The sequence below is a fragment of the Natrononativus sp. DTA114 genome (assembly GCF_059736515.1).
In genome coordinates this window covers 782551-803909 of sequence record NZ_JCASSN010000001.1, presented here as the reverse complement: position 1 = coordinate 803909, position 21359 = coordinate 782551, and the positions used below count along the sequence as shown (strand labels likewise).

25 protein-coding genes, 1 tRNA gene and 1 pseudogene are annotated in these 21359 nt (G+C 65.9%); 15 read left to right on the top strand and 12 right to left on the bottom strand.

Translation table 11 applies throughout. From position 1 onward, the window contains the following. Positions 1-74: 74 nt before the first annotated feature. Positions 75-362 carry a hypothetical protein gene (locus tag AC6I6S_RS04305; protein WP_497948497.1) on the bottom strand — a complete coding sequence of 96 codons (288 nt, stop codon included), beginning with the start codon at positions 360-362 and terminating at the stop codon, positions 75-77. 127 nt (positions 363-489) lie between these two features. Between AC6I6S_RS04305 and AC6I6S_RS04300 the strand changes: the two genes are divergently transcribed. From AC6I6S_RS04300 to AC6I6S_RS04275, 6 genes are all read left to right on the top strand, one after another. Beyond that, entirely contained in the window at positions 490-1551 is a 1062-nt protein-coding gene (locus AC6I6S_RS04300) for a M20/M25/M40 family metallo-hydrolase (RefSeq protein ID WP_497948496.1), read from the top strand. Positions 1552-1637: 86 nt separating this feature from the next. Continuing rightward, the gene (locus AC6I6S_RS04295; protein WP_497948495.1) at positions 1638-1865 is read left to right on the top strand and encodes an LSM domain-containing protein; all 228 of its coding nucleotides are present in this window, start codon (positions 1638-1640) and stop codon (positions 1863-1865) included. Then, positions 1862-2038 (top strand): 50S ribosomal protein L37e, encoded by a 177-nt coding sequence (locus AC6I6S_RS04290; protein WP_255168167.1) that lies wholly within the window; start codon positions 1862-1864, stop codon positions 2036-2038. Before AC6I6S_RS04295 ends, AC6I6S_RS04290 begins: the two co-directional genes overlap by 4 nt. Before the next feature lie 343 nt (positions 2039-2381). After that, on the top strand, positions 2382-3854 hold the full coding sequence (gene purF, locus AC6I6S_RS04285; protein ID WP_497949297.1) for an amidophosphoribosyltransferase: 1473 nt from the start codon (positions 2382-2384) through the stop codon (positions 3852-3854). Positions 3855-4030: 176 nt separating this feature from the next. Continuing rightward, entirely contained in the window at positions 4031-4360 is a 330-nt protein-coding gene (locus tag AC6I6S_RS04280) for a hypothetical protein (protein WP_497948494.1), read from the top strand. Next, the gene (locus AC6I6S_RS04275) at positions 4357-5787 is read left to right on the top strand and encodes an amidase (protein ID WP_497948493.1); all 1431 of its coding nucleotides are present in this window, start codon (positions 4357-4359) and stop codon (positions 5785-5787) included. Before AC6I6S_RS04280 ends, AC6I6S_RS04275 begins: the two co-directional genes overlap by 4 nt. 21 nt (positions 5788-5808) lie before the next feature. Here the strand turns inward: AC6I6S_RS04275 and AC6I6S_RS04270 are convergent, their stop codons facing one another. Further along, complete coding sequence (locus tag AC6I6S_RS04270) at positions 5809-6372, bottom strand: DUF420 domain-containing protein (RefSeq protein ID WP_497948492.1); 564 nt, start codon at positions 6370-6372, stop codon at positions 5809-5811. Between the two features lie 474 nt (positions 6373-6846). Next, positions 6847-6931 (bottom strand) — tRNA-Leu (locus AC6I6S_RS04265). Between the two features lie 135 nt (positions 6932-7066). Between AC6I6S_RS04265 and AC6I6S_RS04260 the strand changes: the two genes are divergently transcribed. Then, positions 7067-7588, top strand: coding sequence for a transcriptional regulator (locus AC6I6S_RS04260; protein WP_497948491.1), 522 nt, complete (start codon positions 7067-7069; stop codon positions 7586-7588). 9 nt (positions 7589-7597) lie between these two features. On the opposite strand, the gene AC6I6S_RS04255 is transcribed toward AC6I6S_RS04260, so the two are convergent. Beyond that, positions 7598-7849: a hypothetical protein gene (locus tag AC6I6S_RS04255; RefSeq protein WP_497948490.1), complete on the bottom strand. Its 252-nt coding sequence runs from the start codon at positions 7847-7849 to the stop codon at positions 7598-7600. 154 nt (positions 7850-8003) lie between these two features. Here AC6I6S_RS04255 and AC6I6S_RS04250 point away from each other — a divergent pair, with 154 nt between their 5' ends. Together AC6I6S_RS04250 and AC6I6S_RS04245 are read left to right on the top strand one after the other, a co-directional pair. Beyond that, positions 8004-9248, top strand: a complete 1245-nt coding sequence (locus AC6I6S_RS04250) for an alanyl-tRNA editing protein (protein ID WP_497948489.1) — start codon at positions 8004-8006, stop codon at positions 9246-9248. 170 nt (positions 9249-9418) lie between these two features. Then, positions 9419-10657: a mandelate racemase/muconate lactonizing enzyme family protein gene (locus AC6I6S_RS04245; RefSeq protein ID WP_497948488.1), complete on the top strand. Its 1239-nt coding sequence runs from the start codon at positions 9419-9421 to the stop codon at positions 10655-10657. A 298-nt stretch (positions 10658-10955) separates the two neighbouring features. Here AC6I6S_RS04245 and AC6I6S_RS04240 read toward each other — a convergent pair whose 3' ends face one another. Further along, the gene (locus AC6I6S_RS04240) at positions 10956-12785 is read right to left on the bottom strand and encodes an asparagine synthase-related protein (protein WP_497948487.1); all 1830 of its coding nucleotides are present in this window, start codon (positions 12783-12785) and stop codon (positions 10956-10958) included. Positions 12786-12890: 105 nt separating this feature from the next. After that, positions 12891-13049, bottom strand: a complete 159-nt coding sequence (locus AC6I6S_RS04235; protein WP_497948486.1) for a hypothetical protein — start codon at positions 13047-13049, stop codon at positions 12891-12893. Between the two features lie 131 nt (positions 13050-13180). Here AC6I6S_RS04235 and AC6I6S_RS04230 point away from each other — a divergent pair, with 131 nt between their 5' ends. The 3 genes and pseudogenes from AC6I6S_RS04230 to AC6I6S_RS04220 all read left to right on the top strand — a co-directional run. Continuing rightward, positions 13181-13360, top strand: a complete 180-nt coding sequence (locus AC6I6S_RS04230) for a protein translocase SEC61 complex subunit gamma (RefSeq protein WP_497948485.1) — start codon at positions 13181-13183, stop codon at positions 13358-13360. Further along, positions 13360-13797, top strand: a complete 438-nt coding sequence (locus AC6I6S_RS04225; protein ID WP_497948484.1) for a transcription elongation factor Spt5 — start codon at positions 13360-13362, stop codon at positions 13795-13797. Before AC6I6S_RS04230 ends, AC6I6S_RS04225 begins: the two co-directional genes overlap by 1 nt. Before the next feature lie 99 nt (positions 13798-13896). Then, positions 13897-13980, top strand: a pseudogene (locus AC6I6S_RS04220) (transcription elongation factor Spt5); the annotation flags it as partial. A 60-nt stretch (positions 13981-14040) separates the two neighbouring features. Here the strand turns inward: AC6I6S_RS04220 and AC6I6S_RS04215 are convergent. Both AC6I6S_RS04215 and AC6I6S_RS04210 read right to left on the bottom strand, forming a co-directional pair. Continuing rightward, positions 14041-14325 carry a DUF7565 family protein gene (locus AC6I6S_RS04215; protein ID WP_497948483.1) on the bottom strand — a complete coding sequence of 95 codons (285 nt, stop codon included), beginning with the start codon at positions 14323-14325 and terminating at the stop codon, positions 14041-14043. A gap of 142 nt (positions 14326-14467) precedes the next feature. After that, complete coding sequence (locus AC6I6S_RS04210) at positions 14468-15061, bottom strand: DUF8130 domain-containing protein (protein ID WP_497948482.1); 594 nt, start codon at positions 15059-15061, stop codon at positions 14468-14470. Positions 15062-15177: 116 nt separating this feature from the next. Between AC6I6S_RS04210 and AC6I6S_RS04205 the strand changes: the two genes are divergently transcribed. Then, positions 15178-15942, top strand: a complete 765-nt coding sequence (locus AC6I6S_RS04205; protein WP_497948481.1) for a PHP-associated domain-containing protein — start codon at positions 15178-15180, stop codon at positions 15940-15942. 228 nt (positions 15943-16170) lie between these two features. Here AC6I6S_RS04205 and AC6I6S_RS04200 read toward each other — a convergent pair whose 3' ends face one another. Genes AC6I6S_RS04200 through AC6I6S_RS04190 form a run of 3 tightly spaced genes read right to left on the bottom strand, consistent with a single transcriptional unit; the run spans position 16171 to position 18857 of the window. Continuing rightward, the gene (locus AC6I6S_RS04200) at positions 16171-16647 is read right to left on the bottom strand and encodes a Mut7-C RNAse domain-containing protein (protein WP_497948480.1); all 477 of its coding nucleotides are present in this window, start codon (positions 16645-16647) and stop codon (positions 16171-16173) included. A gap of 21 nt (positions 16648-16668) precedes the next feature. After that, complete coding sequence (gene polX / locus AC6I6S_RS04195) at positions 16669-18420, bottom strand: DNA polymerase/3'-5' exonuclease PolX (RefSeq protein ID WP_497948479.1); 1752 nt, start codon at positions 18418-18420, stop codon at positions 16669-16671. Beyond that, complete coding sequence (locus AC6I6S_RS04190; protein ID WP_497948478.1) at positions 18417-18857, bottom strand: DUF5788 family protein; 441 nt, start codon at positions 18855-18857, stop codon at positions 18417-18419. Before AC6I6S_RS04190 ends, polX begins: the two co-directional genes overlap by 4 nt. A 93-nt stretch (positions 18858-18950) precedes the next feature. Between AC6I6S_RS04190 and AC6I6S_RS04185 the strand changes: the two genes are divergently transcribed. Together AC6I6S_RS04185 and AC6I6S_RS04180 are read left to right on the top strand one after the other, a co-directional pair. Further along, the gene (locus tag AC6I6S_RS04185) at positions 18951-19883 is read left to right on the top strand and encodes a rhomboid family intramembrane serine protease (protein WP_497948477.1); all 933 of its coding nucleotides are present in this window, start codon (positions 18951-18953) and stop codon (positions 19881-19883) included. A gap of 55 nt (positions 19884-19938) precedes the next feature. Then, entirely contained in the window at positions 19939-20721 is a 783-nt protein-coding gene (locus tag AC6I6S_RS04180) for an endonuclease V (RefSeq protein ID WP_497948476.1), read from the top strand. Between the two features lie 94 nt (positions 20722-20815). Here AC6I6S_RS04180 and AC6I6S_RS04175 read toward each other — a convergent pair whose 3' ends face one another. Continuing rightward, complete coding sequence (locus AC6I6S_RS04175; protein WP_497948475.1) at positions 20816-21211, bottom strand: hypothetical protein; 396 nt, start codon at positions 21209-21211, stop codon at positions 20816-20818. Positions 21212-21359: the final 148 nt, after the last annotated feature.

Here is a 21359-nt window from a genome sequence, read left to right as displayed (position 1 = left end):
AAGCGTTAGGCTCGCGGTCATCGCCCGACGGCGGGGGTGCCGGGGACGTCCGTCAGCGAGCCGCCGCGAACCGATCAGTTAACGACGACGTCGGGTTCTTCGTGAAGGTCGAGTTCCGACTCCTCGTCGTCACCGCGGAACTTCCGCAGGGCGACGGCGACGCCGACGAGCAACACGAGCCCGACGACCGCGCCGATCGCGCCCTTTCCGCCGGATTCTTCTTCCGCTTCGGTTTCGGTTTCCTCGTCCGCGTCGACGTCGATCTTCTGTCCGCCAGGAAGCGCGTCGTCAATCGCTTTGGGACCGATCTGCGTGTCGCCGTCGAGATGCAACTCGATGAAGGTGAACTTCTTAGAGCCCATACGTCGACTGTCCACGACCGCACACTTAGCCGTTTGGTTGGCTTCCACGCGCTGTCGCCGAGGGGGAGCCGCGGCCCGGTTTGGCCGGAGTCAGTAGTTTCAAACGCCGGCTGTTCGATGGTCGATCATGGACTCCCAGCCACGATCGTTTCTCACGGAGTTGCTCGAGACGCCCTCCCCGGCCGGTTTCGAAACCCGCGGCCAGCGCGTCTGGCTCGACTACGTTTCGGCGTTCGCCGACGACGTCTGGACCGACGACTACGGGAACGCGGTCGCCGTCTACGAGGGCGGCTCCGGAACGCCCGAACTCGCGCTGACGGGCCACGCCGACGAGATCGGTTACATCGTCCGGTCGATCGACGACGACGGCTTCGTCCGGCCCGGTCGGATCGGCGGCGTCGACCTCTCGGTGTCGCGGGGCCAGCACGTCACCGTCCACGCCGCCGAGGGGGCCGTCGACGGCGTGATCGGCCAGACGGCGATCCACCTGCGCGACGGCGACTCCGAGGATTCTGACGTCTCGGATCTCTGGATCGACATCGGGGCAACCGACGGCGAGGAGGCCCGCGAGCGCGTCGAAATCGGCGATCCGATCACCGTCTCCTCGAGTCCCTCCTGGCTCTCCGAAACCCGCCTGGCGGGACGGGGGCTGGACAACCGCGTCGGCACCTGGGCCGCCGCCGAGGGGTTGCGCCGGGCGGCCGACCGCGGGGCCGAGGCGACGGTGTACGCCGTCAGCACCGTCCAGGAGGAACTCGGCCGCAACGGGGCGAAGATGGTCGGCTTCGACCTCGAGCCCGACGCGGTCATCGCCGTCGACGTGGGTCATGCGCTGGACTACCCATCCGCACCCGCCGAGAAGACGAGCGACGTCGAACTCGGCGGCGGCCCCGCGGTCGGCCGGGGCAGCACGAACCACCCGGTGCTCTGTCAGGCCGTCCGGCGGGCCGCCGCCGACGCGGAGATCGAGATCCAGCTCGAGGCGCTGGGGCTGGGGACGGGCACCGACGCGGACGCCTTCTTCACCGCCGCGGGTGCGGTTCCCTCCCAGGTCGTGAGCGTCCCGAATCGGTACATGCACACCCCCGTTGAGCTGATCGACGTCGAGGACCTCGAGCGGACGGCCGATCTCCTGGCCGCTGTCGCCGCCCAGGCCCACGAGTACGACTCGTTCGCGGTGGACGTCTGAGACGCTCGTCCGGTAGGTGTTGAAACGTCCCACCTCTCGGTCCGTCGACCGGTATGATTAAGTGTTCATCTCATGCCCTCTTTCGTATGAGTGGACGACCGCTGGATGTCCTCGAGGCATCGCTCGGCGAGCGGGTCACGGTACGACTCAAGAGCGGCGAGGAGTACGTCGGCGACCTTTCGGGGTACGATCAGCACATGAACCTCGTGCTGGACGACGTCACCAACCCCGCCGGGACCGCACCGGAGGAGGAGCCGCCGATCGAAGACACAACCATTATACGCGGCGATAACGTCGTTTCGATCACTCCATGACTGGTGCAGGAACCCCGAGCCAAGGAAAGAAGAACAAGACGACCCACGTGAAGTGCCGGCGCTGCGGCGAGAAGTCCTACCACGTAAAGAAAGGCAAGTGTGCGTCCTGCGGCTTCGGCAAGTCCGCCAAACGCCGCGAGTACGCCTGGCAGGGCAAGACCGGCGACAACTGATAACTGATTCGTCTCTCTTCTCTCTGTCGTAGCGAGCGACGAGCGACCGCGTTCGAAACGCCGTTAGCCGCTCGCGCCTTCCGGTTTCGAACTGAACGGACGGCGTTCTCCCCCGTTCCGGTGCGAGTAGCGCCGCCGTCCCGCGCCGTTTCGACCCAATCCGACCGCACGGCCGCTCGAGCGACCGATCGTTGGCGGTGTAATTCGGGGAAATTATCCACGTTTGTGCATACCTCATCCCGCACAGAGACCGATCGACGCACAAACACGGGGGTTTTTATCGGTCGCTCGTCTACCCGCTCACATGACTGATGGGCGGGGCGAGACTCCCCGGCGAACAGGAATGACCGAGAAGTGCGGCGTCGTCGGCGTCTCACTCGACGGTCGTAGTGCGGCACGGCCGCTGTACTACGGGCTCTACGCGCTCCAGCACCGCGGCCAGGAGTCGGCGGGGATCGTCACCCACGACGGCTTCCAGCAGCACAGCCACGTCGAGACGGGTCTGGTCGGCGACGTTTTCGACGAGGACGACCTCGACGCGCTGGCCGGCCCCGCGGGGATCGGCCACGTTCGCTACCCCACGTCGGGCAGCCTCGACACCAGCTGCGCCCAGCCGTTCTCCGTCTCGTTCAAATCCGGCTCGCTCGGGCTCAGCCACAACGGGAATCTGGTGAACGCCGACGAGATCCGCGACGAACTCGCGGGGATCGGCCACGCCTTCACCAGCGACGGCGACACCGAGGTGATCGCCCACGACCTCGCGCGGAACCTCCTCGAGGAAGACCTCGTGCGCGCGGTCAAACGGACCATGCAGCGAATCCACGGCTCCTACTCGCTCGCGATCAGCCACGACGACACGATCATGGGCGTCCGCGATCCGCAGGGGAACCGGCCGCTGTGTATCGGAAAGCTCGAGGACGGCTACATGCTCGCCTCCGAATCGGCGGCGATCGACACCTTAGACGGGGAACTCGTTCGAGACGTTCGCCCGGGCGAACTCGTCGTCCTGCAGGACGGCGGGCGCGGTTTCGACTCCTACCAGCTGATCGACGCCGAGAACACGGCCCACTGCTTCTTCGAGCACGTCTACTTCGCTCGCCCGGACAGCGTTATCGACGGCACGCTCGTCTACGAGGCTCGCCGGGAACTGGGCCGCAAGCTCTGGGAGGAAAGCGGCGTCGAATCGGACGTCGTGATGCCCGTTCCGGACTCCGGGCGGGCCTTTGCCTCCGGCTACGCCGAGGCGGCCAACGAGACAACCGCCGACGGGGTGGCGCGCGAAGAGGAGGACGCCGGCGTCGAGTTCGCCGAGGGGCTGATGAAAAACCGGTACGTCGGCCGCACGTTCATCATGCCGACCCAGGACGAACGCGAGCGGGCGGTCCGACTGAAGCTCAATCCGATCAAGAGCACGGTCGAGGGCAAATCCGTCACCCTGATCGACGACTCCATCGTTCGCGGCACGACCTCGACCCAACTCGTTCAGTTGCTCAAAGACTGCGGAGCCGCCGAAGTTCACATGCGAATCGGCGCGCCGCCGATCGTCGCCCCCTGCTACATGGGGATCGATATGGCCACCCGCGAGGAGTTGATCGCCTCCGATAAGTCCACCGCCGAGATCCGCGACGCCATCGACGCCGACAGCCTCGCCTACCTGTCAATCGACGCGGTCGCGGAGGTCCTGGAGCGCGAGAAACTCGATCTCTGTCTGGGCTGTGTCACCGGGGAGTACCCCTACGAGATCGAGGGCGAGGCCACCGACCGCGAGGTCGACCGCCCCGAGATCGGCGGGGAATCGATGCTCGCCGACGACTGACTCCTCCTGCGATCCGTTCTCGAGCGGGTATCGCCGGTTCCCCTGATCGGCCCGGAACACTGACCGGTCGATCCGTCCACGATACACCAGACCGGAATAATCCTTATTCGATCGCTCGTTGATCTCGAGACGAGCGTTATGATACCAACGCACACGGATTGTTGCGGGTGGTGTTCGTGACGGCACGACGAACGTTTCTCGCACTGCTGGGCGCGACCGTCGGCACGGCCGCTGTCGGGAGCGTATCGGGCGAATCAACGGCAAAAACGGGACAGCCGGCTGAACCGGAAATCGGCGAACACGACCTCGAGCCCGCCGACGCGTTGCTCGCGTACGTCGAGGCGCTGTACGGCGACCGGCTCGACGAGGACGACCTCGAGACGGTACGCACGGGAATCGAGGGCTCGCTCGGCTCCGGCAACGCGTTTCGCGAGGTCGGCCTGGAAAACGCCGACGAGCCCGCCTACGGGTTCAGCGCCTACCGAGACTGGGGTGAGGAGTCGTGATCGACGAGGAGACCCTCGTCGAGCCGGTCGACGAACTGGGTCGACGACTGCGAGACGGGGAGTTCACCAGCCGGGAGCTCACGACGGCGTACCTCGAGCGCCTCGAGCGCGTCGGTCCCGAACTCAACGCGGTCGTCACGGTGACCCGTGAGCGGGCGCTCGAGACGGCCGACCGCCGCGACGAGGAACTCGCCGCGGGCGAGGACCGCGGTCCGCTACACGGGATTCCCTACGGAGTAAAAGACCTCGTTGCGACGGCCGGCGACCGGACGACGTGGGGTGCGGAACCCTACCGCGACCAGACGTTCGACGAGGACGCGGCGGTCGTCGAGCGGCTCGAGGCAGCCGGCGGCGTCCTGATCGGCAAACTCGCCACGGTCGAACTCGCCGGCGGCTTCGGCTACGACAGCGCGGACGCCTCGCTGAGCGGACCGGGGGCGAACCCGTGGAACGACGCGGCCTGGAGCGGCGGCTCCTCGAGCGGCCCGGCCGCGGCCGTGGCGGCCGGACTCGTCGGCTTCGCGATCGGCACGGAGACGTGGGGCTCGCTCAACACACCGGCGGCGTTCTCCGGGGTGAGCGCGGTCCGGCCGACCTACGACCGGGTGAGCCGCGACGGCGTAATGGCGCTCTCCTGGACGATGGATACGGTGGGCCCCCTGTGTCGAACGGTCGGTGGCTGCGCCCGGGTTCTCGAGGAGGTCGCCGATCCGGGGCCGAGCGGACCGCCATCGGGGCTGCCGCGCGGACCGCCCGAAAACGTCCCGCCGGTCGCGTCCGAGGAACGCACCGACGGGTTTCGCATCGGCGTCCCCGAGGGTGCCGGCGAGGGCGAACAGGACGCCGTTCGCGAGAACTTCGACCGAACCCTCGAGACGCTCGGCGAGTTCGCGACGGTCGAACGCGTCTCGTTGCCCGACCTCCCCTTCGGCGCGATGGCGGGAACGATCATCGACGCCGAGGCGGCCGCGGCGTTCGACGACCTCGTCGAGAGCGGCGACGTCCACGACCTCGACGGCGAGGTCCACCAGCTCGGGAGTTACCGGGCGACGACCGTCTTCGCCAAAGACTACATCAACGCGAACCGCGTCCGGGCGAGAGCCCAGCGCGAGCTCGACGACCTGCTGTCGGGATACGACGCGCTCGTGACGCCGGCTCGAGAGACCGTCGCGAGTCCGCTCGAGGAGTCCCTCGTGGAGTACTTCGGCCAGTTCGAAACGCCGCCGGTCAACGCCGCGGCGAACGTGATCGGCCTTCCCGGCGTCACCGTTCCGAACGGGTTCGGCGAGCGCGACCTCCCGACGGGTGTCGAGTTCGTCGGTCGTGCCTGGGGCGAGCCGGCGATGCTCGCGGCCGCGCGAGCGTACCAGCGGCGGACGGATCACGTCGACTACGCCACGCTGGTCGAGGGAGGGGGCCGCTGCTGAGGCCGTCTACCCGACCGGCCCTCAGTACAGGTGATGCAACAGCGCGTAGACGACGACGCCGAGGGCGAAGGAGACGATCCACAGCGACGCGGCGATGCGGCCGATCGCCGCGTGGCGCGTCCGTGCGAGTTCGGCGATCGAATGGCTGGCTGCGAGCAACAGCACGTAGTACAGCAGCGGGATGCAAACCATCGCCAGCAGCATGTGAACGGCGAGCACCGGCAGGTAGACGAATCGGTAGACAGTTTCGGGGCCGGTGAACTCCGAGGCTCCGCCGATGACGACCAGTCGGTAGAGGTAGAGGGCGAGAAACGCCGCGAACAGTCCAACCGAGACGAGCATGAGCCACCTGTGTCTGGCGACGTTTTGCCGTCGTATCTCCCGCCAGCCGGCGAGGATGGTTCCGATCGCGACCAGACTGATCGCGGCGTTGACCGCCGGGATCGCGTCGAGCACCCACTCCGGCGGCGCGGGGACCGCGTCGGTAGGGATCAGACCACCGGCGGCGCTGAACACGAGCGCGAGCGACAGGACGCTCAACAGGCCCGTTAATACCGGCACGCGCTCTCGAGTGACGTACTCCATAGGCGATGCTGGGTGCCGGTTACAAAAAGCGGTTACTGTCCGTTTCTATCGACTTTCTCGAGGGGACTAATACTACTTGCACTTTCCAGGGATGGAATCGTGCGGAAGGGGTTCCACCATCGAAATGCCTCCGACCTGGAGGCCTCGGGAGGAATCTGTGTGCGGCGACGAGTGATCGTCTGTGCGGCGGTCCACTCGTACGCTGGACTTTTGGTGACGTTGATCGACCAGCAGCGGCGCCGTGTACGAAGGTGCCCGTCGCTTCTGTGAAGACACAGGGTGCATCGCCAGTGAGGACTCCGCTCGGTAACGCGGTTCGACGCCTCGAGAAACAGTGCCGTCGCTGGGTGGCAGTTGGGTCGTCAGTAAGGTTATGCGTGGGTGATGTCCGCGAAGGGAGATCACCTGCATCGTCTCACGCTCGACGGTTATACCGCCGAGCGTTTCGTGGTCGCGATGCGACCACGTGTGCGATGCGTGGGACCGGATTTGAACCGGCGGACCCCTACGGGACAGCGCCCTCAACGCTGCGCCGTTGGCCTAGCTTGGCTACCCACGCTCGCGGTGTCTTTCTGCACTCACTCGTATCCAGTGTGATTATAAAAGCCCTTTCCTTTAGTCCGGTGCCTGTCTGGCGGTCACACGGGGTCAGCGGGAACGGAGATTTGAAATGCGACAGGTGCCAAACGATGGCATGGCCAAGTACTCGACGGGATCGTCATCGGGTGGGGGCGGAACCACCTGTGAGCTCTGTGGGTCCGAGAGCGATTCGCTCCGGCGTGCGACCGTCGCTGGCGCCGAACTCGAGGTCTGTCCGAGCTGTGCGCCCCACGACGACGCTCAGCGGACGAAAAGCGGCGGCTCGAGCGGGGGCGGCGGACAGCAGGGCCGGCAGGACGAAACCAGCCGGAAGAAACGCGCGGCCCAGAACGTGGCGAAGGCGAACCCGGTGTGGGACGGCGACTCAGAACACTGGGAGCGCGAGGGGACGAACTACGACGAGGACCCGCTTCCGTACCTCGTCTCGGGCTACGGCGAGGCGTTGATCGAGGCGCGCCGGGAGGCGGGCCTCCAGCGCGAGGAACTCGCCGAGGAACTCGGCGCCAGGGAGTCGGACGTGCTGGCGATCGAACAGGGGCGAGCCACCCAGGCCGGCGTTGGCGGCGGGCTGATTACGGCACTCGAAGATCGCCTCGACGTCCAGCTCGCCGAGTAACTGACGCCCCTACAGGCTCCGCTGGTAGCCACACTGTGGGCAGGTGATCGTCCCGCCGGAGATGAGCAGATAGCTCCGATCACACCGGCTGCACGGTCCACCGACGGCGACGCCGCCGCTCTGTGCGACCGCTTTCAGCGTGTTATGAACCTGGAGCAGCCGTTGCTCCGTAACCTCGAGTCGGGCGGTGACCTCCTCGAGTCGCGCCTGGGCCCGCTGGCGCCGGCGCTGTTCGGTGATGGCGGGCGAACGTGGACTCATGAAGGGAGTAGGTCACGGTCGGATAAAAGGCGTGCTATCAGATGGCAGTGGGTAGAACGGACGAGGGGCGTTCCCCGCCGGCCGGCGACGGCGGGGCCAAGGTCACCACCGCGGGGCGGGCAGACTTTTATCCGATGCGAACGGAGTGTGAGCGATGAGCGGACAACGGGCGGCAGCGGAGCCGTACACCACACGATTCGAGACCGAGGTGACGGCAGTCGACGGCACGCGAGTCCGGCTCGAGACGAGTTACTTCTACGCCGAGAGCGGCGGCCAGCCGGCCGACCGTGGCACGATCGGTGACGTCCCCGTCACCGACGTCCGACTCGAGGACGGCGAACACGTCCACGTCCTCGAGACCGAGCCGTCGTTTCGCGCGGGCCACCGGGTCATGTGTTCGATCGACTGGGCGTTCCGCATGTACTGCATGCGCGCACACACGGCGAGTCACGTCCTCTACGGGGCGGGGAGGCGTCTGCTCGACGACCTCGGCTACGGCGGCTTCGACATCGGCGAGGAGAAGGTCCGCGTCGACCTCGAAACCAGCACCGCGATCGACGACGAGACCCTGGTCGAGCTCGACGAACTGGTCAACCGGGCCGTCTGGGAGTCCCGTCCGATTTCCTGGGAGTCGGTCCCCCCCGCCAACGCCCGCGAGCGCGAGGGGATCGCGTTCAACGAAGCGACCGAAGACGGCGCGTTTCAGGGGGGACGCGTTCGGATCGTGACTATCGGTGACGAAGACAGCGGCAGTCACGGCCCGCCCAACGTCGCCACGAACGGGACGGCCGACGCCTGGGACGTCGCAGCCTGCGGCGGTACGCACGTTCGAAACACGCGCGAGGTCGGCCCCGTTACGGTTCTCGAGCGGTCGAATCCCGGCGAGGGGATGACGCGGATCGAACTCGCCGTCGGACCGCGGGCGATCGAGCGCCGGACCGCCGAGAAGCGGGCAACGTTCGTCGCCAAAGACGCCCTGGGTGCTCCTATCGACGCCGTTCCCGGGCAGCTCGAGCGCCTTCAGGAAGAACGCGAGTCGCTTACGAGCCGGGTTCAGGAACTCGAGTCGGCAGTCGTCGACCAGCAACTCGCCGGCGTTTCGCCGACCGGTCGCGACGGCCGGCAGTGGGTCGTGGCGGTCGTCGAGGAGGCCGAGGCGGATACCCTCGCCGATGCCGTTCGTAAACGCTGCGAGGCGGCGGACGCGGATGTCGTCGTCGCGATCGGACAGACGACGCAGACGTTCGTCGCCGTCGCCACTACCGGATCGCCGCCAGCTACTGCGGTAGTCGAGGAGCTGACCGCCGAGTTCGGCGGCGGTGGCGGCGGCTCCGACCGGGTCGCCCAGGCCGGCGGCTTCGATGCGTCGCCGTCGGAACTCGCCGCGGCCCTCGAGTAAGCCGCTGGGTGAGGGATACGGCCGGTCAAATCGGATTCGTTGCCGGTGAGTTCCCCGCGTGCGGAACCCATACATTATTGCATGTCGAATGCGAGCTAGTGACCAGGTCAATCGTCGGCGGCAGCTCCTGGAATATAAGCTTTTACTACGACTCGAGTCAATGCTGTCGTATGGGAATCGACTACTCACAGCTCCACGACCCCAACGCCGAGTACACGATGCGGGATCTCTCGGCGGAGACGATGGGCGTCACACGAGCGCGGGGCGGCGGTCGCGACGTCGAGATAACCGATATCCAGACGACGATGGTCGACGGGAACTTCCCGTGGACGCTGGTTCGGGTGTACACCGACGCGGGCGTCGTCGGCACCGGCGAGGCCTACTGGGGAGCCGGCGCGCCGGAACTCATCGAGCGGATGAAGCCGTTTCTGCAGGGCGAGAACCCCCTCGACATCGACCGCCTCACGGAGCACCTGGTCCAGAAGATGTCCGGCGAGGGCTCGCTCGCGGGCGTCACGGTGACGGCAATTTCGGGGATCGAAATCGCGCTCCACGACCTCGCGGGAAAGATCCTGGACATCCCCGCCTACCAGCTTCTCGGTGGGAAGTACCGCGATCAGATGCGCGTCTACTGCGACTGCCACACCGCCGACGAGGCCGACCCCACGGCCTGCGCCGACGAGGCCGAGCGCGTCGTCGAGGAACTCGGCTACGACGCGCTGAAGTTCGACCTCGACGTCCCTTCGGGCCACGAGAAGGACCGCGCGAACCGCCACCTGCGCGACGTCGAGATCGATCACAAGGTCAGCATCGTCGAGGCGGTCACCGAACGCGTCGGCCACCGCGCCGACGTCGCCTTCGACTGTCACTGGACGTTCTCCGCGGGCAGCGCGAAACGGCTCGCGAAAGCGCTCGAGGAGTACTCCGTCTGGTGGCTCGAGGACCCGGTCCCGCCGGAGAATCACGACGTCCAGCGGGAGGTCACCCAGTCGACGACGACGCCGATTACGGTAGGCGAGAACGTCTACCGCAAGCACGGCCAGCGCCAGCTGCTCGAGAACCAGGCCGTCGACATCATCGCCCCGGACATGCCGAAAGTTGGAGGGATGCGCGAGACGAAGAAGATCGCTGATCTCGCGGACATGTACTACGTGCCGGTCGCGATGCACAACGTCGCCTCGCCGGTGGCAACGGTCGCGAGCGCCCACGTCGGCGCGGCGATTCCGAACTCGCTGGCCGTCGAGTACCACAGCTATCAGCTCGGCTGGTGGGAGGATTTAGTCGAGGAGGACGTCATCGAGGAGGGCTACATCGAGATCCCCGAGAAGCCGGGCCTCGGCGTTACGCTCGATATGGATGCCGTCGAGGAACATATGGTCGACGGCGAGGAGTTGTTTGACGAAGCGTAGCTTCGTCAAGCCAGCAAATCTTCGATTTTCGGTGTTCGATGAGGCGTGAGCCTCGCCGGACTCGAAAATCCGTAACTTTCGGTGTTTGACCAGGCTCATGCCTCGTCAGGTTCGCTGAGCTCGGCTCAGCGTTGTTCGACTGAGCGAAGCGAACTCGAGCCCAGCGGTGGTTCCTCGAGCACCGGTCGGTCGTACTCTCGTAGCCACTGACAGTCAGTGCACACCTGCTCACGATCAATCGGCCAGTCCTGGCCGCCCCGCTGTAGGCAGTGTGTAATCCGCTTCGACCGTCACCATCTCACCGCGACACGAACGTTCCGCACGGTGGCTCGTCTCCGGCGTCGGGTTGTGGTCGTCTCGAGCCTGCGAGTTCCTGCGTGATCGGCATCGAAAGGAGCGTGAGAAGGCCGGACAGGGATGCGGTGTGGTCGGCGCCAGCGACGTGTTCGTGATACGTGTCGAGGACAGCGTCGTACTCGACCAGCGGCAGGGATCGGATGGTCGCCTCGTGCTCCGAGAGGTACGACTGGATCCACTCCTGATCTCGAAGGAGTTCTGCGTTGCCGGTGGGATTCGAGCCGAGCGACGCGCTGATCGAGCCGAGGTCGTGGAGCCAGCGGGAGCGTGTTAGCGCGATCCCGCTCTCGTTGTGTGGAATCGACGCGAGCGACGGCGACAGTCGGGACAGTGCCCGGTTGACGATATCGTATCGCAGCGCGTACGACCGAGGGTACCGAAGCGAGAGGTCGATCAGTCGCCGGTCGAGAAACGGATACACCGTCGGAAGTACCTGCTCGTCGCTGTACCGGTCGAAGGAGGTTTCGTTCGTTAGCGGATACCAGAACCCGAACTGGCTGAGTGCCGAAACGGAGGCGTACTCGACGCCGTGATCCGAAACCGGGCCCCCGGCTCCGTTCGTCTCGAGCGTTCGCGTTTGCGAGCGCCGATACACCGTAGTGTCGGTGAGATACGGTGGGACAGCCCCCTCGCGATCCCGGAGTAGCTGGTCGATCGTCTCGATCGGGCGTTCCAGCGGGAGGGGGAGCGTTCCGATCGGCGTCCGCAGTTGCCGCGTCGGCGTCGTCCACCCGCCGAAGAGGACGTCGGCGTACAGCCCCGAGACGAGGGCGTCGACGTCGTCGCGCAGCGCCGAGGCGATAGCCGTCGTCCGTCCCTCGAAAAACCAGCCAACGAAGTTCGACGCCGGTCCAGTGCGCTCGAGGAGGTCGCGAAGTCGATCCGGCCCGGCGTCGAACCGGCGCAAGGGAATTCCGGCGGTGTTCGCGATGCGAGCAGCAGTTTCCGCGTCACCCGATCGGTTCGCGAACGTGTACCCCTGATCCGGGTCTGCGAGGGCGGCGACCAGCCGGGAATCGCTGCCGCCCGAGAGCAGTACCCCGTGTCGACGGTTCGGGCGAATTCGGTCGGCGATGGCTTCGCGGAGTCGGTCGACGAAGATGTCAACGAACGCGTCGACCGAGCCGCGAGCGGGCTGGTACGACGGCTCCCAGTAGCGGTCGAGTTCGAACGCTCCGGTCGCGGGTTCGATCGTCGTCACCGTCGCTGGCGGAAGCTGTGTAATTCCCTCGAGGGGCGTCTCGAGACCTCGAACACTCTTTCGGCTGAGATACTCGACGAGAGCGGTCTCGTCGAATCGCGTCTTCACGCGCGGGTGACAGCCCAGGGCCTGGATCGACGTCGATAACAGCACCCAGTCAGCAGTCGCGTAGTAGTAGATCGGTTGCGTTCCAAGGCGGTCCGTGACGATCCGTACGGTCCGTTGCTCGCGGTCGATAACGACACAGACGAACTCGCCGTTGAGTTGGGTTAGCGCCTCGAGGCCGCCGGATTCGTACGCATCGGCACAGAACGCTGTCGTCGAATCGCTTGCCGGACGACGTTCGTATCCGGCGGCGCGCTCGCGACTGTAGACGGTCCCGGAAGCGAAAAGCGTCGTTCCCGATGCCGTAGTGACGGGACGTGAGGGTCCCCGGTGTCTCGCGCTGACAGCACTCACCAGCGTCCCGTCGAACGCGAGCGGGTCCGCTGTGACGCCGTTTTCGATCGCGGCGGCCATCGGTTCGAGAGACGGCCGGTCTTCCCCCATCGCAGCACAGAACCCGACCATGGGTTCGTGGTTCTACGGATCGTAGAATCAGTATGCCACCTAACAGCGTTGGTGTAGTGATGCGCGTCGAAACGCCACCCGCGACGGGGCGTCTCGATCAGTTTCTCACTCCTCGTTTCGACGCGGTGCGTTCTGTTTGCCGAGGTCGTCGTCGCCGTCGTCGACCTCGTCGGGATCGCGGTCGATCCGCTCGAGTTCGTCCTCGATCTCCGCCTCGCGCTCGGCCTCGTGTTCGTCTCGTCGATCGGTATCGTCTTCTGCCATACTCCGGTCTATCACCGAAACCCGTGTGGGCGTTGTGCCGGCGAGTGCAACCGGTTGGTGTCGCCTCTGGCGACCGTCACGCCGCGGACACGAAAGACAGATAAAAGGGCCCGCGCTGTAAACACACAGATATGGACGTTCCGTACGACCTCACCTCGTACGTTCGAGTGTTGAAGATGGCGACGACGCCGACGAAACAGGAGTTCCTCCAGGTCTCGAAGATCGCGGGCGCCGGAATCCTCTTCATCGGATTCCTCGGCTTCGTGATCGGCGTGATCATGCTCCTGCTGACGGGTTCAGGTGGCGTCTGATGCCGATCTACGCCGTAAAGACCACTGCGAGCCAGGAGCGAACGGTCGCGGAGATGATCATCAACCGGGAGGAGCCGGAGGTCCACGCCGCGCTGGCGCCGGACTCGCTGACCTCCTACGTGATGGTCGAAGCCGACGGCAACGCCGTCCTGGAGCGCGTGCTCGAGGACATTCCCCACGCCCGGAGCATCGTGCCCGGCGAGTCGGACATCTCCGAGGTCGAACACTTCCTCTCGCCGAAGCCCGACGTCGAAGGGATCGCCGAGGGGGACATCGTCGAACTCATCGCGGGACCGTTCAAGGGCGAGAAGGCCCAGGTCCAGCGCATCGACGAAGGAAAGGACCAGGTCACCGTCGAACTGTACGAGGCGACGGTCCCGATTCCGGTCACGGTCCGGGGCGACCAGATTCGCGTTCTCGACTCCGAGGAGCGGTAGCGAGTTCGCTGACTCGGCGCGACACGGGTCGCGCCGAGGAGGTTTTATACTAAATTTTGCGAGGAGTGGGTGCCGATGCGACGCGAGGCACCCGACGACGTAAAATTTAGGAGCGCGACGGTCCCGATTCCGGTCACGGTCCGGGGCGACCAGATTCGCGTTCTCGACTCCGAGGAACGCTAACGGCACGCCGAGTTTTCGAGCGAGTCGGCGGGGCACTCACGACCGATCTCGCCGCCCGTCTCAGCGCAACTCGTCTGCGATCGCCTGTCCGTCGATAGCGCCGCTCATTTCCTCGAGCAGTTGCTCGCGGTGGCGGACGTCTTCCGAGTTCGCCCCGTAGGCGCGGACGTACTCCGCGCGACTGTGTTCCGTGAAGACGTGGCGGATCGCAACGTAGCCGTCCGGGACGACCGTCCCGCAGACCTGACACTCACAGCGCTCGTGTTCGTTCACCTGGTGGAGAACCGCCGACGTCGCGTCGTCGAAGGCGGCGCCACAGTCGTTGATTCCACATTCCCAACCCATTCGTGCGCTGAATCGACGTGCCGTCCTAATGGCCTTTTCGCCCGATTGTTTCTCGAGCGACCGGAACGACCACTGCCGAACGCACCGCGGCCAACGACCGCCGCCGAAAGTGGAGGCGTCACGCCGGGACCACCTGAGCGGATCAGCCGTCGTACTGTTCCGTCTCGTACAGCCTAAACGCCACGTCCCAGGAGAGCGGTTCGTCCGCGGCGTCGGCCCGTAGTTCGCCCGCCGTTTCGAACGTTTCGTCGACCCCGACGGGGAGTTCGTCAACGAGCGCCGAGTGCCGGAGTTCGTAGGATCGAGCGACGGACTCACCGGCCTCGAGTTCGATCCTCTCTGATTCGCCGGTGGCCGTCGGCTCGCCGTCGTCGAGTTCGACGCCGGTCGCGTCCTCGTATCGCTCCTGCCAGAGGGGAACCCGGTGGTCCGCGCTGCTCGCCTCGAGCACCCCGAACGGCGCTGGCGCTGGCGCTTCCAGGGTCATCGACTCGTCGGTCGGGTTCGACAGTTCGAACACGAGGCGGCCGTCGCGGCCCGGATTGATCGAGTTGGCCGTCGGCCGTCCGTCGTCGTCCAGCGGTTCGCGGACGTCGAACTCGAGCGGATCAGGCACGGACGCCACCGATAGCGCTCCCACCGAGAACTCCCGGGGCCCGCCGTCACTTTCGCTCGACAGACACCCGCCGAGAACGGGGGTGGAAGCGAGTATCGCAAGGTAGGGGCGTCGCCTCACGGAGTGACATCGTATTCAGAATATGTTAAAATTTTGGAAGGTACGTCTCGGAGACGGCGCGGCGTCCCAGCGAGCGAATCAGAATCCATAACTCTCCGGTCGTGAAAGCTGCCCCCGTGAGCGATGGAGTGACGGCGCGAGTCGACTGCCACGTGAAGGTGTTGAACGAACGGGTGATCGAGCGGGCGCGCCGGGCGAACCTCGACGCGATCGTCTACGCCCCGCACTTCACCCGGCTGCCGGAGATCCGTTCTCGCGCCGAGTTCTTCTCGAGCCCCGACCTGCTCGTGATCCCCGCCCGCGAGGTGTTCACCGGCTCGTGGCGAAACCGTAAACACGTCCTCGCGGTCGGCCTCTCCGAGCCGGTGCCCGATTTCATCTCCCTCGAGGCGGCGATGGCCGAGTTCGAGCGCCAGGGCGCGGCCGTCCTCGCACCCCACCCCGAATTCGCGACCGTCTCGCTTACCGAAGACGACCTCCGGGAGCACCGCGGAGCGGTCGACGCCGTCGAGATCTTCAACCCGAAACACCGCCCCTCGCACAACCGCCGGGCGAAGGAGATCGCCGACGAACTCGAGTTGCCGCCGTTTACCTCCTCGTACGCCCACCTCGAGCGATCCGTCGGCATCGCCTACACCGAGTTCGAGCGAGACCTCGAGGACGAGGCGGACCTCGTCGCCGCCTTTCGGGAGAAGGCCCCGCGACGGGTCGTCTACGACAACGGCCTCCGGCGCTGGCGGACGACGACGGCCGAACTCGGCCACCTCTTCTATGAAAACACCTGGGAGAAAGTCGACCGGCTGTTCCTGTCGGGCACCGAACCCACTCACCCGCGACACATCGCCTACGGCGGGAAGTTCGACGACGTGGCGGTGTACTGATTCGGCTCAGCCTCCATCCACTAAACCGACCCTCTCGTCCTTCCTCCGCGGCACGCGCTGCGTCGAGGGCGAACTCGCGTGAGCCCTCGACTCGAATCCGCGTGAGGGGCGAGCGAGGCGGAGCCGAGCGAGTCGGCTGGGGAGGGCGAGGCGTCAGTGTGTTTCGTGCGAGCAGGACGCTCGTGACGTGTCGAATCGAGCGCGCCGACTCCTTCTCGATGACGAGTGTTACTCCCCGTTTTCGATCCTCGAGAGCGTTTCCCGCACCCGCTTCCAGTGGCTCCCCCGCCAGAACAACTGCCCACAGTGGAGACACCGCCACACCCCCGTTTCCGAGGGGTCGGGGGCGTACTCCGGCGTCTCCTCGCCGGCGCCGACCGCCTCGAGTCGGCCGTTACACCGCCCACACCGCGCCGGTTCGTCCGGTAGCTCGAGGGAAACCCCAGCAGCCGCCAGCCCCGACAACTGATCTTCGACCTCCCGCGCCGCGAGCAGGATCGACCGCTCCTCGGGGAGCCGTCCCGCGAGTTCGACGTCTCGAGTCACGACCACCCGATCCTCCGCGGGGGCGACGGCGAGCAGGTCGTCGTCGGCCTCGAGCCCCCGCTCACCCGCATACGCGGTGTCGTAGCCGCACATCCGCAGGTAGGCGACGAGGCCGCCACACATCACGTCGAGCAGGAATCGGGGTTCGGTTTCGGCCATCTGTCACTGGCGGGCCGCAGGTCAGTGCAGGAACTCCCGGACGTCCTCGAGGTCCCACGCGTTCAGCACGTCCACGGGTTCGGCCCAGCCGCGCCGGGCGGTGTGGACCCCCCAGCGCATGTACTCGAGGGTCGACGGCCGGTGGGCGTCGGTGTTGACGGCGATGGTCGCCCCTGCCTCGATCGCCGCCTGGACGGCGCTGCCCCACAGGTCGAGTCGGCGGGGGTTGGCGTTGACCTCGAGGGCGGTGCCGTGGTCGGCGGCCGCTTCGCCCAGCGCCGCTGCGTCGATGGCGAGCCCCTCCCGCTGGTTGAGCAGCCGTCCGCTGGGGTGGCCCAGAATATCGACGGCGGGGTTCTCGATCGCCCGCCGGAGCCGCTGACCAGCGGCGTCTGAACCCTGGTCGAGCGCACTGTGGGGCGAGGCGACGATCACGTCCAGGGCGTCGATCACCTCCTCGGAGAGGCCGATCTCGCCCTCGGCGTCGACGTTGGCCTCGATGCCCGCGAAGACCTCGAGATCGACGCCCTCGGCGGCCTCGCGGATCGCCTCGACCTGCTCGAGGATCTCCGAATTGGAGAGCCCCATATCGGCAACTACGCCCGGCCCCTCGGCGTGATCGGCGATTCCGTAGTAGTCGTACCCCCGCTGTGCGGCGGCGTCGATCATCTCCTCGATGGTATTGTTGCCGTCGGACCACTCGGTGTGAGTGTGGAGGTCGCCGCGGACGTCCTCGCGCTCCAGCAACTCGGGCAGCGTGCCGTCGGCCGCGGCAGCGATCTCGCCGCGATCCTCGCGTAGTTCGGGTGGCATCCATGGCAGTCCGAGGGCGTCGTACATTCCTTCCTCGGTTTCCCCCGCTACGCGCTCACCGACTCGCTGTCCGGAATCCGGGTCGTCGATCTCGCTCACGTCGAACGCGCCGTACTCGTTGAGCTTCATCCCGCGCTCGATAGCGTAGTTGCGCAGGCGGACGTTGTGGTCCTTACTTCCGGTGAAGTACTGCAGCGCCGAGCCGAACTCCTCAGGGACGACGACCCGCAGATCGACGCGGATCTCGCCGACGCGGACGCTCGCCTTCTCGGGGCCGGACTCGATTTCGGCGTCGACGGAGTCCCACTCGAGTAGCGACTCGATCACCGCCTCCGCATCGTCCGTGGCGGCGAGGACGTCCACGTCGCCGATCGTCTCGCGCCAGCGACGGATCGAGCCCGCGACTTCGGCGCGTTCGACGGCCTCGAGACCCTCCAGAAACGAGAGGACGTCGTCGGCGAGCGGGCGAGCCTCCCCTAGCAGCTGGCGCTGGCCGATCTCGCGGGCGAAGTCGATGTTCGAGAGGATGTTCTCCTCGGTCTTGGGGCCGAACCCCTTCACATCCTGGATTTCGCCGGCTTCGGCGGCCGTCTCGAGGTCATCCAACGTCTGAATCCCGAGTTCCCGGTAGAGCGATCCCACGGTCTTGGGGCCGACGCCCTCGACGCGGGTCAGGTCGGCGATTTCGACCGGCAACTCCTCGCGTAACTCCTCGAGTTCCTCGATCTCGCCCGTATCGACGTACTCGACGATCTTCGCGGAGATGGCGTCGCCGACGCCCTCGATCTCCTCGACGGCTTCCTCGTCGCCGGCTTCGACGTAGTTCGCGATCGGGGCCGGGTGGGCGCTGATGGCCTCGGCCGCCCGGCGGTAGGCGCGGGGTTTGTACTCCACGTCGTTCGCCTCGAGCAGGTCGGCGAATTCCTCGAAGCGGGCGGCGAGTTCGGCGTTGGTCGTCATCGGCCCCTCCGTGAGGCCCCGCCGTCGTCGCGGCCCAGAGCCTTCTTGAGGAAACTCATCCAGCGCTTGCGGTCGGCGGCCTGCTGGGCTTTCTGTTCGCGCTCGAGATCGGTCGGACCGAGACTCTGCAGGGCGTTCAGTGCCCGGTCGATGCCGATGATACTTCGGGCGTGTTCCTCACCTTTCTCCCGGGAGATGTCGCCCTCCTCGATCCGTTCGATGCGCTCGAGGCGCTCGCGTCGCAGGTTCTTCTTCGCGCGGTCGACGCGGTCGCGCTCCCCCGGCGGGACCGTCTCGCGGCGCTTGATCTCGAAGACGAACTGCTGGAGGTCGATCGCCTCGCCCTGGACCTCGATCGTCTCCGGGATGTCCGCGCCGACGGTCGCCCCGTCGCGCTCGACGCGCTCGAGCAGCTGTTTGCGCTCGTATCCTTTCACACTCGAGTGTGCGGGTTACGGCGGCAAAAATCTACGTCCGGCGGCGACCGCTAACCCCAAACCCCTTAGCAGTCCCCTGCATAGCTCCGGCCAATGGCAACGTGCGACGTGTGTGGGAAGTCCGAAAACATGCCGTACAACTGTCGGCACTGTGGGGGCACGTACTGCGGCGAACATCGCCTCCCGGAGAACCACAGCTGTACGGGATTGCAGAACTGGGACGATCCCGGCGGGGTGTTCGACAGCGGGTTCGACGACAGCGTAAGGAGCGGGGGTACGGACCAATCGGGTGTCAGGTCCAAAATCTCCGCTGCGATCGGGCGGAGTGGTCTGCGAGGCTACTTCTCGAACATGACCTACGTGTTCCTCGCGCTGATCTGGCTGACGATGGCGGCGCAGTTCGCCGCGTACGTGTACGGCGGCGAGAGCCTCCACAACACGCTGTTTACACTCTCGCCGGAGAATCCGGAGTACGTCTGGACGTGGATCACGTCCGTCTTCGCGCACAGCCCGTTCTTCGTCGACGGCGGCTCGTTCCTCCACATCGTCTTCAACAGCATCGTGATCTTCTTCTTCGGGCCGATCGTCGAGCGCTACGTCGGCTCGAAGCAGTTCGCGATCCTCTTCGTCGTCAGCGGCGCGGTCGCGGGTCTCGGCCAGATCGCCGCCGTCGCGATCTTCGGCGGCGCGGGCGCGCCGCTGCTCGGCGCGAGCGGGGCCGCACTGGCGCTCATCGGGTTCGTAACGGTCCTGAACCCGCAGCTTCAGGTCTATCTGTTCTTCGTCCTCAAGATGCCGATCTGGTGGATCGCCGCGGGGACCGCCGCGCTGAGTACGCTCTTCGTCGTCATCGGCGCACCGGGGGCCGGCGACATCGCTCACGGTGCCCACCTCGTCGGCCTGCTCATCGGCCTCGCCTACGGCGAGTACATCAAGCGCACCCGGAACGTCCGCATGCCCGGACAGGTCCAACTCGGCGGCGGCCGTGGCCCCGGCGGCCCCGGCCGCGGTCGCGGCCCGTTCTGACCGGCCGCGCCTGCAATCCCAGTACTGATCTTCCCCTCTCGAGTACCCCACACCCATGAGCCGCCTCTCCCGCCCGGATCTCGTCCCCGACGCGAGTCTCACGCGCGAGGATATGGAAGCACTGCAGCGCGAGATCGCCGAATCGGCAGTCTTCGAGGACGAGTTCGCGTTCGATCCGTCGCTGCTCGCCGATCCGCTCGCGGCGACCGCCAGTGGGACGGAACCACCGATCGTCGCCGGGGTCGACCAGTCGTTCCTGCTCGAGGACGAGCAGGCCGTGAGCGCCGTCGTCGCGATGCGAGCCGGCGAGGTGATCGAGCGCGCGTACGCGGTGACGCCCCTCGAGATCCCCTACATCCCCGGCCTGCTCTCTTTTCGGGAGGGGCAGCCGATTCTCGAGGCGCTCGAGACTCTCGAGGTCGACCCCGACCTGTATCTGTTCGACGGCAGCGGCCGCATCCACTTCCGGCAGGCAGGCATCGCGACCCACATGGGCGTCGTCCTCGACGCCTCCGCGATCGGGGTCGCGAAGAGTCTGTTGTGTGGAACGCCACGGGGAGAGACGGCGGGACTCGAGGCCGGCGCTCGAGTGAGGATCGAGGCGAACTCGAGAGTCGACGCGCCGGATGGAACGCTCATCGGCTATGCGGTGCAGACCAAACAGTACGATTCCGCTAACCGGCACGTCAACCCGCTGTACGTGAGTCCGGGCCACCGAGTCGGGCCGGAGACGGCCGCCGAGGCGGTGCTCGCGCTGTCGTCGGGATACAAACTGCCGGAACCGGTTCGACTGGCGGATTCGTACGCGGACGAGGCGAAACGGGAGGTAACGGAGTAGCCGGGGGCTCGAGGCGACTCTTACTGTGATTGCGTGCGCCACGACTTCGGCCCCTGCTCAACGGAAAATGTGACTGTCTCGAGGTGAAGGGGCCCTACTCCAACCGGTGAAATGGATCCGCGGAGAGCGTGCTGGTTTCGTCGCTCATTTCGTCGTACAGTACCCACTCATCCTCGTTACGCAGTTCGTATGTCGCGCTAGCTGGTCCTCCGTTGACCTGAAACATGACGCTCACTCCGGTTCGGTCGTCGGTAGATGCAACTGCATCTGGAGCGTGGCTATCAGAAACATCATCGGTGGACATCACAATAACTGACTCACGCTCGTAAAACTCCGTATCAATCTCGTTGATCGAAATCGGTGCATCAGAATGAAGTAGGTCAGCGGCACTACGCGACTCGCCGTCGTTTAAATTGTTGAAGAATTGACCTACTACCTCGCTCGGTGAGGGATCATCGTTCAGCAGTCCCGCACATCCGGACCCGGTCACGAGAAACAGAGATCCACTGGCGTTCAAAAATCTCCTTCTGTTCATCATATACTGAGCTACCGATGATGATCACCCATATGTATAAATAATTTAACTATTGTTCCACGACCTCTCTCGTTCAAATCCAGGGCGACGTTTCCAAAGTCAG

Coding starts and splice junctions, on each gene's coding strand:
- AC6I6S_RS04305 (WP_497948497.1), bottom strand. CDS start 362: ATGGGCTCTAAGAAGTTCACCTTCATCGAGTTGCATCTCGACGGCGAC.
- AC6I6S_RS04300 (WP_497948496.1), top strand. CDS start 490: ATGGACTCCCAGCCACGATCGTTTCTCACGGAGTTGCTCGAGACGCCC.
- AC6I6S_RS04295 (WP_497948495.1), top strand. CDS start 1,638: ATGAGTGGACGACCGCTGGATGTCCTCGAGGCATCGCTCGGCGAGCGG.
- AC6I6S_RS04290 (WP_255168167.1), top strand. CDS start 1,862: ATGACTGGTGCAGGAACCCCGAGCCAAGGAAAGAAGAACAAGACGACC.
- purF (WP_497949297.1), top strand. CDS start 2,382: ATGACCGAGAAGTGCGGCGTCGTCGGCGTCTCACTCGACGGTCGTAGT.
- AC6I6S_RS04270 (WP_497948492.1), bottom strand. CDS start 6,372: ATGGAGTACGTCACTCGAGAGCGCGTGCCGGTATTAACGGGCCTGTTG.
- AC6I6S_RS04260 (WP_497948491.1), top strand. CDS start 7,067: ATGGCCAAGTACTCGACGGGATCGTCATCGGGTGGGGGCGGAACCACC.
- AC6I6S_RS04255 (WP_497948490.1), bottom strand. CDS start 7,849: ATGAGTCCACGTTCGCCCGCCATCACCGAACAGCGCCGGCGCCAGCGG.
- AC6I6S_RS04250 (WP_497948489.1), top strand. CDS start 8,004: ATGAGCGGACAACGGGCGGCAGCGGAGCCGTACACCACACGATTCGAG.
- AC6I6S_RS04245 (WP_497948488.1), top strand. CDS start 9,419: ATGGGAATCGACTACTCACAGCTCCACGACCCCAACGCCGAGTACACG.
- AC6I6S_RS04240 (WP_497948487.1), bottom strand. CDS start 12,785: ATGGTCGGGTTCTGTGCTGCGATGGGGGAAGACCGGCCGTCTCTCGAA.
- AC6I6S_RS04235 (WP_497948486.1), bottom strand. CDS start 13,049: ATGGCAGAAGACGATACCGATCGACGAGACGAACACGAGGCCGAGCGC.
- AC6I6S_RS04230 (WP_497948485.1), top strand. CDS start 13,181: ATGGACGTTCCGTACGACCTCACCTCGTACGTTCGAGTGTTGAAGATG.
- AC6I6S_RS04225 (WP_497948484.1), top strand. CDS start 13,360: ATGCCGATCTACGCCGTAAAGACCACTGCGAGCCAGGAGCGAACGGTC.
- AC6I6S_RS04215 (WP_497948483.1), bottom strand. CDS start 14,325: ATGGGTTGGGAATGTGGAATCAACGACTGTGGCGCCGCCTTCGACGAC.
- AC6I6S_RS04200 (WP_497948480.1), bottom strand. CDS start 16,647: ATGGCCGAAACCGAACCCCGATTCCTGCTCGACGTGATGTGTGGCGGC.
- polX (WP_497948479.1), bottom strand. CDS start 18,420: ATGACGACCAACGCCGAACTCGCCGCCCGCTTCGAGGAATTCGCCGAC.
- AC6I6S_RS04185 (WP_497948477.1), top strand. CDS start 18,951: ATGGCAACGTGCGACGTGTGTGGGAAGTCCGAAAACATGCCGTACAAC.
- AC6I6S_RS04180 (WP_497948476.1), top strand. CDS start 19,939: ATGAGCCGCCTCTCCCGCCCGGATCTCGTCCCCGACGCGAGTCTCACG.